The organism is Helicobacter sp. MIT 01-3238, from assembly GCF_003364135.1.
Lineage (GTDB): Bacteria > Campylobacterota > Campylobacteria > Campylobacterales > Helicobacteraceae > Helicobacter_B.
This window is the reverse complement of sequence record NZ_NXLN01000004.1, coordinates 103029-117596: the sequence shown is the minus strand read 5'-3', so window position 1 is coordinate 117596 and position 14568 is coordinate 103029. Positions and strand designations below refer to the sequence as shown.

At 39.2% G+C, this 14568-nt stretch carries 9 protein-coding genes and 1 pseudogene; 5 read left to right on the top strand and 5 right to left on the bottom strand.

Going from position 1 to position 14568, the window contains the following annotated elements:
• Positions 1–390 precede the first annotated feature (390 nt).
• Together CQA40_RS02430 and CQA40_RS02425 are read left to right on the top strand one after the other, a co-directional pair.
• A complete protein-coding gene (locus CQA40_RS02430) occupies positions 391–657 on the top strand; it encodes a hypothetical protein (protein WP_115519376.1) in 267 nt (88 codons plus the stop codon).
• A gap of 221 nt (positions 658–878) precedes the next feature.
• Positions 879–1337, top strand: coding sequence for a DUF779 domain-containing protein (locus CQA40_RS02425; RefSeq protein WP_115519375.1), 459 nt, complete (start codon positions 879–881; stop codon positions 1335–1337).
• Positions 1338–1475: 138 nt separating this feature from the next.
• Here CQA40_RS02425 and dxr read toward each other — a convergent pair whose 3' ends face one another.
• Positions 1476–2648 carry a 1-deoxy-D-xylulose-5-phosphate reductoisomerase gene (gene dxr / locus CQA40_RS02420; RefSeq protein WP_115519374.1) on the bottom strand — a complete coding sequence of 391 codons (1173 nt, stop codon included), beginning with the start codon at positions 2646–2648 and terminating at the stop codon, positions 1476–1478.
• A gap of 10 nt (positions 2649–2658) precedes the next feature.
• Positions 2659–3474, bottom strand: a complete 816-nt coding sequence (locus CQA40_RS02415; RefSeq protein WP_115519373.1) for a phosphatidate cytidylyltransferase — start codon at positions 3472–3474, stop codon at positions 2659–2661.
• A 168-nt stretch (positions 3475–3642) separates the two neighbouring features.
• On the opposite strand from CQA40_RS02415, the gene nadE reads away from it, so the two are divergent.
• Both nadE and lpxK read left to right on the top strand, forming a co-directional pair.
• Complete coding sequence (gene nadE, locus CQA40_RS02410) at positions 3643–4668, top strand: NAD(+) synthase (protein WP_115519372.1); 1026 nt, start codon at positions 3643–3645, stop codon at positions 4666–4668.
• Between the two features lie 59 nt (positions 4669–4727).
• Positions 4728–5990 carry a tetraacyldisaccharide 4'-kinase gene (lpxK, locus tag CQA40_RS02405; protein WP_147290142.1) on the top strand — a complete coding sequence of 421 codons (1263 nt, stop codon included), beginning with the start codon at positions 4728–4730 and terminating at the stop codon, positions 5988–5990.
• 72 nt (positions 5991–6062) lie between these two features.
• On the opposite strand, the gene putP is transcribed toward lpxK, so the two are convergent.
• Both putP and CQA40_RS02395 read right to left on the bottom strand, forming a co-directional pair.
• Positions 6063–7553, bottom strand: coding sequence for a sodium/proline symporter PutP (gene putP / locus CQA40_RS02400; protein WP_115519370.1), 1491 nt, complete (start codon positions 7551–7553; stop codon positions 6063–6065).
• Positions 7554–7592: 39 nt separating this feature from the next.
• Positions 7593–11093 carry a proline dehydrogenase family protein gene (locus CQA40_RS02395; protein ID WP_115519387.1) on the bottom strand — a complete coding sequence of 1167 codons (3501 nt, stop codon included), beginning with the start codon at positions 11091–11093 and terminating at the stop codon, positions 7593–7595.
• Positions 11094–11412: 319 nt separating this feature from the next.
• On the opposite strand from CQA40_RS02395, the pseudogene CQA40_RS10980 reads away from it, so the two are divergent.
• A pseudogene (locus CQA40_RS10980) lies at positions 11413–11602 on the top strand (asparaginase domain-containing protein); the annotation flags it as partial.
• On the opposite strand, the gene CQA40_RS02390 reads toward CQA40_RS10980, so the two are convergent.
• Entirely contained in the window at positions 11603–14527 is a 2925-nt protein-coding gene (locus CQA40_RS02390; protein ID WP_115519369.1) for a UvrD-helicase domain-containing protein, read from the bottom strand. It lies immediately after the preceding pseudogene.
• Positions 14528–14568: the final 41 nt, after the last annotated feature.

Sequence of the window (14568 nt, the reverse complement as noted above, 5' to 3'; positions counted from 1 at the left end):
ATATTGGTTTGGCGAGATTATTTTGTAAAATAAAAAAGAAAAAAAATGAAAAAAAAATATTTTTTAAAAATTCCTTAAGGGGTGTAAAATTTTTGTAAATTTTTAAAAAACGTAGCAAAAAATAAGAGAAAAAAAAGGGAAACAAGTGTATTTGGGCGATTTGAAAAAAAAAAAAAAAAAAAAAAAAAAAAAACGATGAAAAAGTGGGGAGAAACGATGAAATTTGGTAAGGAAAGTGGGGGGTGGATATGGGGGGAATGAGAAAAAATGATAGGGAAAAGACGATGAGAGATAACAAAAAGTGGCGAGAAATATAGAGAAAGTTTTATTAGGGAATGATAAAAAGTGGTAAAAGTGATAAAAGTGGTTAAGAAAAATAGAGGAGATTCTATGAGTAATGAGGAAAATGAGTGGTGGAAAATAATGAGAAAAATGAGTGTGGATATGTGTCGGTATTTATTATGGTTTTGTGTATTTTTTATTACCCACCCCCTTTATCCCCCTCGTGCTAAGGGAGGGGGAAATAACATTATGCCCACCCACTTTGTCATATTGAGGTTTCGTAGAAACCGAGATATCCAAAGGATTTTGCACATTTGTGTTTGCATTTTTGGATACTTCGCTTCGCTCAGTATGACAAGAAATGGAATCTTTTGAGATATTCTTTGAGATACTTCGGGCTACGCCCTCAGTATGACAAACTGCGGAGTTTGCTTTTCCTAAAGCCCCCTCCCTTAGCGCGATGATTTGTGTGTGGAATGGTATAATGTGCTATACTTAGGGGGTTTTATAATCTAGATTTTTACTAGATTTTACAATTCAAAGCACAAAAACATAAAACCAAAAGCACACAAAATCCAAAAATCAAAGGATAAAAAATGGCGCAAAATCCCCCAAAATCTAATCAAAACCTTAATCAAGATTCTAGTCAAACTCCTCCCAAGCGTGTCATCGCCACGCAAGAAGCACTAGCACTTATCTCTCGCCTGATACAAAAAAACAACCAAGAACATAACCAAGAAACTAAAAACTCCGACAAACAAAGTAGCCAAATCATCTTTGTCCAAAGCGGTGGCTGCTGTGAGGGAAGCGTGCCGATATGCACGCTAAGAGGTGATTTTGCGCTTGGGGAGGCTGACATACTCATCGGCAATATCGGCGGGGCGGGCTTCTATCTACACCAAAGTATGCTAGAGTATTACAAAAGCACACAGCTTATCATAGACGCAAAAGAGGGATTTGGCAGTGAATACTCACTAGAATACGGCAGTGGCTGGAAGTTTGAGCTATCTCTTAGGCTATTTAGCGATGAGGAAATCGCATTGCTTGAAAGGTGATTTTGCAAAGATTTTTGCGAGTTTTTTTTAGCAAGGCTTTTTAGCGAAGTTTTGGCGTGGCTTTTTTAGCAGTGCTTTTTGGCAATGTCAAAACTACGCGCTGCTTTGTGATAGCACATAATGCTACTTGCATAGCTACTACTGCATAGTTTCCCTCACTTCCGCATCAAGCATAGCTATGCTTTCATATTCGTTTAAGTCCTTGCTTTTGCTCTCAAACCGCTCTAGCGCACCAAAGACAATCCTAGCTATCTCGCCAAAGGCTATCTCATCGCGCAAAAATTTATAAATCGCCACCTCATTTGCAGCATTTACCACTACGCCTAGTTTTGGGTTTTCTAGTAGCGTGTCTTTTAGCTCCCATAGCGGATAGCGCGCACGCTCGATATTCTCAAAGCACAAAGCCCCTAGTGCACTCAAATCAAGCGAATCTAGGATTTTGCCAGAGCGTGCCTTTGAGCTATCTAGCGCATAAGCTATGGGTAGCGACATATCAGGCAGGGCAAAATGCGCTGTGGTGCTACCATCTACAAACTCCACAAGCGCGTGGATACTCGAGCTACGCTCGATAAAAGCACTCACTTCCTTGCACCCAAAAAGCCAATACGCCTCAAGCACTTCAAATAGCTTGTTTGCCATACTTGCAGAATCTATGGTGATTTTTTGCCCCATTTGCCAATTTGGGTGCTTGAGGGCTTGCGCTTTGGTAGCACAAGGGATAGATTCTAGCTTCATATCGCGAAACGCCCCACCACTTGCAGTAATGATAAGCCTTTTGATATGTTGGGCTTGATTATCCGCGCTTTGATTACCCTCACTTTGATTGCCAATGCCTTGATTACTCAAACTTTTGTTACTTTGGCTAGAACCATTTGGATTTTTTAGCAAATACCACAGCCCAAAATGCTCGCTATCAATAGGCGTAATCGCACTTCTATCAAGTAGCCAGCCACCAGCAACTAGGGATTCTTTGTTTGCTAGGGCGAGTTTTTTGCCACATTTTTGAGCGTGAAGCGATGGCAGTAGCCCCGCAAACCCCACAATCCCATTTAGCACAAACCCACTCTCACACCCCTCTATCATCTCACACATTTCGCTCTGCCCTACAAACACTTGTGCACCTTGTGGCTCTAGCTTGTCCAAATCTTCCCTAAAAGCAATAGCGACTTTTTTTGGCTTGTATCGTGCAATTTGGGCATTTAGCAGGCTGATATTTCGCCCTGCTGCTATTGCCTCTATGCGCTTGCCAAACTTGCAAGCAATCTCTAAAGCACGCACACCTATCGTGCCTGTGCTTCCTAGTATAATCATCTATGAAGCCTTACAATGCCCCAAAAAGCGCAGGGCTTATACTATCTCCCCCAAGCAAAAACGACAGCGCGAAATACATACCAATCGCCCCAAACAACAGCGCGTCAAGCCTATCTAAAATCCCTCCGTGTCCGGGCAAAATACTACCAGAATCTTTTACCCCTGCCATTCGCTTCAAATAGCTCTCATACAAATCCCCAAACACTCCACAAACCCCCACAAGTATGCTAAGCAAAATACACACAAAAAAATTCACACCCAATGCCCAAATCCCAACGACACTCCCCACCACCACACAAAATGCAAGCCCGATAATCACGCCCTCAATCGTTTTTTTGGGCGAAGTGGGACTAAAGGGGGTTTTGCCAAACAATCTCCCACCAAAATACGCACCAATATCACACAAAGCCACGATAACAATAAGCCACAAAATGCCAGCCAAGCCAAAATCCTCATATATGCTATACAATGCCAAAAACGGAATACTAGGATAAATAAATGGCAAAATATTTTTGGGAGCAAGGGTTTGCTTAAAAGCGAGATAAGAAGACATAGCCATACACGCTGTGATACCACAGATAACGGGGTTTGAACTAAAAAACGCACATATCCATACAAAAGTAGCGATGACATAGAGATATGCCTCATCATTGATATTATATAGATTTAGGCTTTCTTTAAATCCTAGCAAAAACAGCACTCCAAGAGTTGCCCACATAAGAAAGGAGTTGTTTATATACATTAGCAATGCCACAAATGCGATGAGTAGCACACCTGTGATATAGCGAGCCTTGTCTTTTTTGAGCATTTCTATGAAATTAGACATTTATATCCTTAGGAATTTTGGTGTTTAGGATTTTGTGTTGCTGAAATTGCTAAAAAATCGTAGTATTATACCAAAGAAAATAAATAAGCGATAAAAGCAAAATCCACACACGCAACATAAAATAATGCTATGTCAAAAATAGTGTGCCAAAACCTAAAAGGAGTGCTTATGAGAAAACCACCGCTAGCAAAACCGCCACGCAAAAACACAAAACCTACAAAATTTACAATTTCCAAAAATTCTACAAAATCTGCCAGCCACGAAAATGGCAAAATCACTATAAAACCAAATAAAAACCCCCGCGCAAAAAGCGTCCTAAAAAGTAAAAAATATTATGAAAATTTCATAAAAAAAAGTGTGAGATTTTTGCAAAAAGAAGCAAAAAAGCGCGGTGTAGAAAACTTCGTAGTGGGGCTTAGTGGCGGGATAGATTCTGCAGTGGTGGCTTGCCTTTGCAAAATGGCGACAAAAAAGCAAAAAACGCCAAAATATCCAAAAAAAAGCAAGCTATCAAATGGCACTCCTAGCAATGTTTTTGCCCTCGCGCTTCCCTCGCTTAGCTCAAGTGAGAAATCACTAGAGCACGCAAAAGAGCTAGCCACAAAATTTGATTTGCCTCTAGAGATTTTGCCTCTAGAGCATTATCAAAATGCCTTTTTGCAAACTCGCTCAAATAGCACTATGAGAGATAGCACTCACAAAAAGCCATTGCCACTTGAAATGGGCAATTTTTGTGCAAGGATTAGAATGGCACTTTTGTATGACTACTCTGCGCAAAAAAAGGCTATCGTCATCGGCACTAGCAACAAATCCGAGCTAATGCTTGGATATGGGACGATTTTTGGGGATTTGGCCTGCGCGATAAACCCTATTGGCTCGCTGTATAAAAGCGAGATTTTTGCCTTAGCCAAAATCCTAAAAATCCCAGATTCCATCATCTCTAAGCCACCAAGCGCGGAGCTATACGCAGGGCAAAGCGATGAAGCCGAGCTAGGATTTAGCTATGATAAAATCGACATTGTGCTAGAAGCGATATGTGAGAAATACGGAGACTTTAGAGAGGTAAAAAATTTCCAAAAAATCGACATAAAAACCTTGTGTGATAAAAATCCAAAAGACATAGTCAAAATGGCAAAAAACCGCATAACCCAAAATCTATTTAAACGCACACTGCCTAAAATCTTTGTGCCTTAGATTTTGCGAGTTTGGCAAAATTTATCACAAAATCTAGTAAAAATTTGCTTGGAAAAAATATGAAACAAGATTCCCCTCACAAAAAAATGCAAGATTTTAAAATGCAGGATTTTTTGGATAGTTATTTTTATAAGCCAAATTTTTTTCAAAAAATTCTAGCTTTTGCTCTTTTGCCTATTAGCTTTGTGTATTTGTGTGTAGCGACTTGTAAGCGTAAGTTTTGGCGTTTGGGGATTTTGGCGTTTGGGGGCGAGAATTTGTCTCTTGGTGTTTTTGCAAAATTTTTTGGCACAAAAAATTTTGGCGTGCCTATCATTTCAGTGGGAAATATCATCGCAGGCGGCAGTGGCAAAACACCTTTTATCATCTATCTAGCGCGGTTTTTGCTATCCAAATATTCAGTCAAAATCTGCATAATCTCACGCGGATATGGCAGAAGTAGCAAAGGGCTTGTATGGGTAGCAAAAGATGGGCAAATATGCGCTAGCGTGCAAGAAGCAGGCGATGAGCCCTACCTCATCGCAAAAAGTTTGATAGCCCAGCAAAACCTGCAGCAAGACACCAAAAAAGACACCCAAAAATGCTTGCAAAAAATATCCCTCATCGTTTGTGAAAACAGAGAAAAAGCCATAACAGAAGCTATCAAAAATCAAGCAAAAATCATCTTACTTGATGATGCTTTTAGATTTTGCTTTGATAAATTTGATATTATTTTGCGTCCTAGCAAAGAGCCGTATTTTGGGTTTTGTTTGCCAAGCGGGCTATATAGAGAATCTATCCGTGTCTATGACACATACACGCAAAAAAATGATGTGCAAAAAAAATGTCTGCAAAAAAACGCAGGACAAAAAAATATGTCAAAAAATATCACACAAAAAAATTTGGCGCAAAAACACTACCCTTTGGGAATCATACTCAAAGAGGGGGTAGATTTTGTGCGAAAAGTGCGCGTGGATAATCCTAGCTCCAAAATGCTCCTACTAACTGCGATAGCAAACCCATCTAGGTTAGAATCTTTTTTGCAAGACTACTCCCAAAACATACTAGGCAAAATCACGCTAAAAGACCACGCTACTTTTGAAAAAGACGCGTGTGAGAAGTGGCTAAAATCTAGCGGTGCGACTTCTATCCTTACCACGCAAAAAGACGAAGTCAAGCTAGAATCTTTTGGACTTCCGCTTAGTGTTATGAAGCTAGATTTGGAGGTAAAAATAGAAGCACTAGAGCCAATCATAAACTACATAGATACGACTTTAGGCACAATTTTGGATACAAATCCAAAGTTAGATACAAATTTAGACATAGATTTAGACGCAAAATAAAAAACTTTCGATAAAAATATTTCGCAAGATTTTTGAAAAACCTAGCTTATTTTTTACAATTCTTTTTAGATTTTACTTCAAATTCTCTAGCATTTTTTGATATGCCGCCTTTGTCCCTGCACGAGGTGTGCTACATAGACTTACAAGCACTATGGCGATACTTGCACATATAAATCCCGGCACGATTTCATAGATGGGGAAATTTAGAGCACTTGCCAAGAAATTTTTATACACCACGACAACCACCGCACCCGTTATCATTCCGCATATCGCACCACTTCGCGTCATTTTGCTCCAAAATAGCGAAAAAATCATTACAGAGCCAAAGCTCGCGCCAAACCCAGCCCACGCATACGCCACTATGCTTAAAATGCTTGAATTTTTATCCGTAGAAATCACAAAGGCGATGAATGCCACAAGCAAAACCCCAGCCCTGCCTAGATTCATAACCGTTTTTGAGCTTGCGTCTTTGCGAAATACGCGCTTATAAAAGTCCTCTGCGATAGTCGAGCTAGACACTAGCAGCTGCGAGCTAGCCGTGCTCATAACGGCAGCTAGTATGGCAGAGAGTAAAATCCCCGCTATCCACGGATTAAATAGTAGTTGGCTCATAACGATGAAAATCTTTTCAGGGTCATTCAAACTTAGCTCAAATTTATACACATAAGCAATGCCTAAAACACCGATAAAGCAAGCCCCAAGAAGCGAAATCGCCATCCACGAAATGCCTATAATTGTCGCTAGCGGAATCTCTTTTGTGCTACGAATCGACATAAATCGCACGAGTATATGAGGCTGCCCAAAATATCCTAGCCCCCACGCAAGTGCGGATATGATACTTATCCAGCCGACACTTTCAGTTATACCCATAGATAGCGCACTTGGCTTGATTTCTCGCACGATATTCATCGCCTCGCCAAATCCTCCTAAATGATATAGCATCACCACAGGGACGACTATAAGCGCACTCATCATAAGTAGCCCTTGAATTAAATCTGTCCAGCACACCGCTTTATAGCCACCCAAAAATGTGTAAGCCACGATGATTAGCGCACCTGTGGTAAGGGCGTATTCATAGCGCAAGCCAAAGGTGCTCTCAAATAGCTTTGCCCCACTTACTAGCCCGCTTGAAACATAAAAAGTGAAAAACACCAAAATCACCACCGCGCACACCACGCGCAAAATATGCCTATCATCATCAAAGCGCGTTTCAAAATAATCAGGTATGGTTATGCTATTTGCCACCACGCTTGTGTAGATTCTAAGTCTCTTTGCGACAAATGCCCAATTTAGCGTAGCCCCGATAGTAAGCCCTATGGCGATATAGCTCTCTATAAATCCACTCACATACAATGCCCCAGGCAGTCCCATAAGTAGCCACCCACTCATATCGCTTGCCCCTGCGCTTAGAGCTGATACCACAGGTCCAAGCGAGCGCGAGCCCAAAAAATAATCCTCCGTATTTTTGTTTTTCTTAAAAAAATAAAACCCAATGTAGAGCATCAAAGCTGAATATGTGATAAACATTATGGCGATTTCTGTGCTGATTTTTACAACTTCCATTTCTTTTGCTCCTTTTATTTTATTAGATTCTGCGACTTGCTAGATTCTTACAGATTCTATTCCACGAATACCTAGATTTCCGTAGCGATGATAAGAAATACTCAAAGACTTTTCATTGTGATAGTAGAGTAGCTCAAAACGCCCATTTATGAGCGGTTTGGGAGAGATGATGATTTTGGCATTTGCCGAAGCACTCTTATAGATTATGTCATTTTTATCTGCCTTTGCGTGATAGCGCACTCGCTCAAAATCTGGGATTTTATCTGCAAAATCTTTTGCACTCTCTTTGATAAAATCTGCCTTCAATCCCAAATCATCATAAATCGCAAAGTCTAGCGCAAAATCGCTACTTACAAGCAGTGGAATCCCCAAAGTATTTGCCCCGATAATCACGCCTAAAATATCGCTTAGCTCATCATCTGCGCAGATTCTATACGCCATATTTTTGATTTTGGTATAAGAAAAGAGATTTTCCTCCCCGCGAATACCGACATAATCCTTTGCCAAATCAAACTCATTTGCTTTGTGATATGCGTAGCTTTGCGCCATTAGAAGCGCGGTTTGTAGGGCTTCTTTTTGGCTAAACTTATCTTGTGCTAAAAGTGCTTCTATGTTTTTGCTAATGGGATTTTGCGCTAAATTGCTATCGGCTTTATTTTGTGAAATATCCAAAAATTGCGTAATATAGTTATAAATCCCTACTTTGCGTCCAAAGCCTATGGCAGATTTTTTTATCCCACCAAAAGGCTGACGCAATACAATCGCCCCTGTGGTGGGCTTATTTATATAGATATTGCCCGCTTCAATGTGGGTGTGAAAATACTCCCACTCTCGCTCATCTAAACTCTCAAATCCAGCCGTAAGCCCATAGCCTGTGGAATTTACTATTTCAATAGCGTGTGGCAAATCCCTAGCGCACATTACCGATAAAATCGGTGCAAAAAGCTCGGTTGTGTGCGTAAAATCCCCCTGTTTTGTGCCGTATTTGATACAAGGGGTCATTAGATATTCGTTGTTATCGATAAATTTCGGTGGCAAAGCCCACTCTTCATAAGATTCTAGCTCATTTATCGCCTTTTTAATTTTATCATTTGGCTTATCAGCTAACGCGCTAATTTTATTTTTCAAATCAAAAGGCGAGCCAACATTTAGCGATTTTGTCGCATCAAGCAATGCTTTTTTAAACTCTTTATCCTCATAGACTTCCTTTTCTAGCACGAGCAAGGAAGTAGCGGAGCATTTTTGCCCAGAATTTGAAAAGGCGGAGTGAATGATATTTTTTATCGCTGCTTCTCTATCTGCCATTTTACTAACTATGGTTGCGTTTTTGCCCCCTGTTTCAGCACTTAGCATAAGCGTAGGATTTGCTTTTAGCATTGCATAAGCCGTATCCTCTCCCCCTGTCAAAATCGCGCATTTCACGCTTTCATCACCCAAAAGATACTTGCTAATATCACTGCCATTGCTTGGCAAAAATATAAGCGCGTCTTTTGGAATCCCAGCTTCCCAAAAGCACTCACATAGCTTGTATCCTGTAAGAGTTGATAGCGATGAGGGCTTATAAATCACTACATTGCCCGCTGCCAAAGGTGCTACAATCGTCCCAGCAGAAATGCCTATGGGAAAATTCCACGGAGCGATTGTTACGCAGATTCCCTTTGCTTTAAAATTCGTGTTTGGATTCTGCAATTTTAACGCGTCTAATGAATGTGGATAAAACTCCACAAAATCTATTGCTTCGCTTACTTCGGCATCCACTTCGGCAAATGTTTTGCCAACTTCCCTTGCGGCTATGCCGATGAGTTCGCCTCGCCTTTGCCTTAGATTCTGCGCGACATTTGCCAAAATCTCATAGATTTCAGCGTGGCTTTTTTGTGGGAATTGTGATTGTTTTGCTACACTCAAAGCCTTTTTTATTTCACTCTCCCCTGCTAAATGCACGATTCCTATTTTTTCGCCCTTGATTTTTTCAAATACTTCCATTGCTACAAGGCTTTTATCTTTTATCTCCGCTCCCATAACAGGATAGATTTCAAGCCCTTTTAGATGTTCAAAATCCTTTTTTATATCCTGCGCCCACGCCCTATTTTGTGGCAAGATAAAATCCGTGTCGCTTTCATTGTCAAATTTTTTGCTAAAAAACGAGCCTTTTATTTTGATTCCTTTGTCTCGCTCATTTAGGCGATTTTGGATTCTGCGAGTGGAGTTATCAAGCGATTTTATACCTTTTAGCGAATCCAAAAATAGCTCTTTTTGCGCATTGTAGGCACTAGAATCCACTTTTAGATTGAAAAAATGTCGCATAAAATTATCCTCGCTCGTGTTTTCATCAAGCCTGCGCACAAGATAGGCTATGGCGTTGTTGAAATGCGCTTCATCACACACGGGCGCATAAAGTATGAGATTATGTAGCTTTGAAAGCTCGCACGCACATTGCAAACTCATACCCTCTAACATTTCAAAGGTAAAGTATTCAAGCGCGCCCGCCTCACTTATGCGCGTGTAAGCATAAGCGATTTCAAAGATATTATGACTAGCTATGCCGATATTGATGAATTTAAAATTCTCATTTTCAAGGACAAAATCAAGCATTTTGTTATAGTTGCTATCTGTGTCTATTTTGCGCTTAAAAGTCGGCAACGCCCAGCCTTTTTGACTTGCGATGGTTTCCTCACTCTCCATATTTGCGCCTTTGACAAAGCGGATTTTGATAGGTTGCATTCCGCTTTGAATGCGCTTCTTTGAGAAAGCGAAAAGTTTTTTAAGATATTCAAAAGAATCAGGAATATAGGCTTGAAGCACGATGCCAGCCTTTATATCAAACTTGCTAATGCTCTCCATAAACGCCGCAACTGTCAGCTCTAAATCTCTAAATTCCTCCATATCTAAATTGATAAATTTTGGTATGCCCTGTCTTTTTTGCTCGCTCAAAGCTATTTCATAAAGATAATCAAGCCTTTTTACCACCTCATTTTTAGAATACTCAAAATCAATGATATTGATTTGCGAAAAAATCGTAGTGATTTTTATGGAAATGTAGGTGATATAATCGCTTTTTATGGCTTCTTCATACTTTGCGATTCTATACGCGCTCTCAGCCTCGCCTAGCACTTCCTCGCCGATGAGGTTGATATTTAGCGTGATATTTTCCTGTGCCCTTTTTTGTGAATGCGCCTTTAATGTGCGCGAATCTAACACGAGCGATTTTGTATCATCGCGCAAATGCTTGACAAAAAAAGGCACGCTAAATTTGGGCGCGAATCTGCCAAAATTTAAAAAAGCAAAAAGCAAAAATTTCTCAAAAGGCGTGAAAAAATCCGCTATGCCGTATTTAGCCAGAGTATGAGCGATAAACTCAAAACTTACACTAGCATCTTTTGTGCGAAATGCCCTATCAAGTAGCTCGATTAGCATTATTTTATTGCGCGGATTTTCAAGCAGTTTTTGCATTTTTTGATGAAATGCTCTCTCATTGTCGCTTATGTTTTGTTCTATGCCGTTTTGCAATCTTTCTGCTAGGGCTAAAGTTTGCTCTATTATTTTTGTGTGATTTTGCATTTTTGTCCTTTGGTGGATTTGCTTTGATTTTGCTTTGTAAGCATTTATCAACATCTAGTGAAGCAAAATTGATTTAAAAACAATACTTAAAAATCATAAAATCCTAAAAATTTTTATAGATTTTTAGAAGCAAATCCTCACATATATGTATTTTTGTAACATTTTTATTAAGTTTTTATTTTTTCTAAGCCAAATTTAATGCGCGATTGTGTAGAGTGCAAGACTTATCTTTAGAGTTTTAAGGACTTAATATTGAGAAAACTTTTACTTTGTATAATGGCTATTTTTCGCAAGTGTGAGTATGGTGAAAGCAAAGCCAAAAGTGGCCATACTTGCCACAGGTGGCACGGTAGCAGGTAGCACGGATAGCAGGTTAGCCGCCCACAGGACACACAGCGGGAGTTTTGGGCGTAGATACGCTTATCCAAGCTGTGTCTGATATTAAAGATTTGGCTAAGATTATGGGTGAGCAAATCGCAAATGTCAATAGTCTAATCTATTTCACTTATATCGTTATATTCGCTAAATTTCATTGTATGAGTGCAATGTGGATACGCATTGCAAGCGATAAACTTGCCGTATTTACCATTTCTAACACGCAAAAAATCCCCACAATCAGGGCATTTTAGATTCCACTTCACTTGCGCAATGTCAAAAATTACATAATCGCAGTAAGGAAAATTTTTGCAACCATAAAAAGGCTTTTGTTTATCGGCATTTCTTAGCGTTAGCTCACCATTGCAGTGAGGGCATTTTAGCGAAGTGGTATCGGTAGAATTTATGCTGCTATCTATTTCTTTGACAAAAATTGAAGGATTTGCTTGATTTGAAAGAATATAAACGATATTGCGCGTGCGTGTCAAAGCGACATAAAACAAACGCCTTTCCTCTGCGTGTGGGTATTCGTTTTTCGCTCCCAAAACTAATTCTAAAAGCCTATCGTCCTCTATGGTGTTAGGAAAGCCATTTGCTCCGCCATCTGCGTTGATTAAAATCACAAATTCAGCTTCCAAACCTTTTGATTTATGCACGGTTTTATACTCAAATGTGAGTTGGCTATTGCGCTTGATAAAAAACAAAATGCGTGCGATTTTTTCCTCATCTTTGTTATTTCTGCCCAAAATAAGCACTTTGGCAGTTTTGTTTAGAGTGGCGATTTCCTCACAAGCCTTGCGAAAGGAAGATTCTATGTCGCCATTATGATAAAAAATTCTCACAGGATTTTCTTGATGTTTTTGTGAGTTTATATGTTTGCTGATTTGCTGCTTATTTGCGCTAATAAAAGGCTCTACAATATCTTGTAATTCTTGTGAATTTCTATGCGTAGAAGTAATATAACAAAACCTTGCATCGCTAAAATAATTTTTAAATTCCAAAAATATATTTATATCACACCCTGCAAAGCGATAAATCGCCTGCCAATCATCACCCACAGCAAACAACTTAGAATCTCCATTTTTTATCAACGCCTGCAAAAATCGCGCCCTGCTTTGCGAAATATCTTGAAATTCATCTACGATGATATATTTGTAGCGATAGTTTGCCAAATGCGGAATCTTTTTAATCGCTTGCATTATCATATCATCAAAGTCAATTTTCCCCTCACTTCGCAAATGTTCATAATAAACCCCATAAAAATACTCACAAATTTTCAAAAAAAGTAGCGTTCTTTTGTCATCATAATTTTCGTTTTTGTGTTGAGATTTAAGTATTTCAAAGGTTGTAGCATCGGGATAGCGAGCTTTGTAAAGATTTAAAAAACTTGCCATAAGGTTGAAAAAGGATTGTAAATTATAGCTTTTGTAAATATCATTTAGATAGTTTGAAATCTCTTTCATTGAAAGTGGATTGAGGGTTACGCCATTATCTTTTAGCTGTTGTTTTAGGGAGGTAAAAATATCGCCCTCGCTAAATTGATACGAATAAGTCTCTATGCAAATGGTGTTGTTTTCTTTATGTGTTTGTCTTTTCCAAGCCATTGCTTCTTTGTATTTTAGTGCGTCTTTTGGTGGGTATTGTGGAGTGTCGCCGTTTTTATCAACGCCATAATGCTCCAAATATATATCATAATCGCTAAGATAAAAATCAGGCTTGTATTGGCGTTTTTGTGGAGTTGAAGTGTTGATTTTATAGGGCTTTTCATATTCATAATTTATGCCGTTGATAAAAAGAAAATTTGCGATAATGAGTTCTTGTTGGCTTTTTACACATTCTTTTTTCAAAGTTTTTAGCCGTCCTTTTTGAGAGGATTGTGAGAGTATATCTTTTAGCGTGCGAAAATTTGCTTGTTTTAAAAAGGCAAATTTTTCGCCTAGCGTTTGGTAGGTTTCATCACTACTTGCAAGCGGATAAAGTGTGCAAAAGCGAAAAATATCCCAAACAATCTCCTCATTTTTAAATTCTTCAAAAATCTTTTTTATATAAAAAGATATGTCTTGTTCCTCTATGAGTGGCTTTGTGGAAGTGTTTTGTCTAATGATTTCTAAGCCCAATGAATGAAAAGTTTTTACTTTTAAGTTTGACTCTATCAAATGCGCCTTTTCTTGCAAATCATTAGCCGAAGCCTTAGAATATGATAAAAGCAAAATTTCATCTGCGTTTGCCTTGCCTCTGCTAAGTAGCCATTTTACCTTACCGCAAATCGTAAGTGTCTTTCCCGCTCCAGCCCCAGCTATCGTCAAAATCGAGCCACTATCGCTAAGCACTGCTCTTCTTTGCTGTGCGTCCAAAGATTTTCCGTTAATGGTATCAAAAATAATGTCATTGCTGTGCCTTGCAATAAATTCCTCATTATGTCGTTCTATTAGTGCGTCATCGCACTTAGGTGTAGGGTAGAAACTCTTACCAAGTGCTTGTATGCTATCTGTAAGGCTAAGCATCTTTAAGGCAGTTTTGCCATCTATAAACTCATCTTTGAAATCCGCACTAAGGCTTTGAAAATCTGCAATGAGGCTATATTGTTTGATAATAGTCGCGTAATTATCAAAGATTTCGCCTATATCACGCATATACCGCAAGTAATCATCTCTTTGCTTTAGCGAATGTGGCAGGGTGTATTTACTCGCTTGCAGGGCGATTTCATTAAGAGAGTGGATAGCCTCAAAGCTGTATTTATCAATATTTGCCAAAATATATTTGGCGCTATGCTTTGCTAGGGCTTCATCTAGCTTTTGTTTTAGCTGGGTGATAATGTCATTATGAGATTTTATAAGCAACATAATATGGTTAAAGTCATCTACTGTTTGGGTAGCTTTGCCGTATTTGGCTAAACCATTTGCAAGCGCGTGAGTATCCTTGCTAATGCTTATGGTGTCAAAAACTTTGAGTTGCTTTTCTAACTGTGCTATGCGTTTGCGCAAAATGGCTCTTTTGCGGATATAGCCAAAGAGCGTAAGTAAGGTATCAATAAACTTCATTTTTGTTCCATTTGGCTTACTTCCCCATTCCTGTCTAATTC